This is a genomic window from Agrococcus sp. HG114 (genome assembly GCF_024723325.1).
Lineage (GTDB): Bacteria > Actinomycetota > Actinomycetes > Actinomycetales > Microbacteriaceae > Agrococcus.
Window position 1 is genome coordinate 1 of record NZ_JANQCH010000261.1, and the last position, 648, is coordinate 648.

The 648-nt window shown below is 77.3% G+C and carries 1 pseudogene; it reads right to left on the minus strand.

Going from position 1 to position 648, the window contains the following annotated elements:
• A pseudogene (locus NWP09_RS13130) lies at positions 1-648 on the minus strand (polyketide antibiotic transporter); the annotation flags it as partial.

The window sequence follows — 648 nt, forward strand, 5'->3', positions numbered from 1 at the left end:
CCCGTGGCGCTCGGCGACGAGCGCGCTGCCCAGCTCGCGACGGGACTCGAGCGCGGCGACGAGGCCGCCGAGCAGCAGCGCGGCGGGCACGAACAGCAGCAGCGGCGTGCCGTCGGGCTCCCACGGCGCGTCGGCGAACGGATGCGCCTGCGCGCCCCAGCCGATCGGCGAGAGCCACGCGGGCCACGCGGACTCGACGCGCGTGAGGTCGTCCGAGGGCTCGCCGAGCGCGTCGCCGATGCCGCGCACGAAGAACCACGCGCCGACGACGATCGCCGCCGCGCCGTTCGCGGCGCGCGACGTGGGCAGCACCTGCCCGGCGAGCAGCCCCACGAGCATGCCGATGAGCCCGACGCCCGCGAGCGCGAGCGCCATGAGCGCGGAGCCCGTGGCCGGCAGCCCGAGCGCGACCGACACGGCGAGCGTGAGCCCGCACACGATCGCGAGCTCGACCGCGCCCGCGAGGAGCGTCGACGCGAGCGGCGCCCAGCGGCCGACCGCGGTGCCGCGCACGAGCTCGGCCCGGCCCGCGTCCTCGTCGCCCCGCGAGTGCCGCACGGCGAAGAACGTCATCATGAGCCCCACCATGAGCGCGAGGTAGGCGTAGGTCGAGACGAACATCACCGCCCCGAGCCCGGTGCCCGCCGG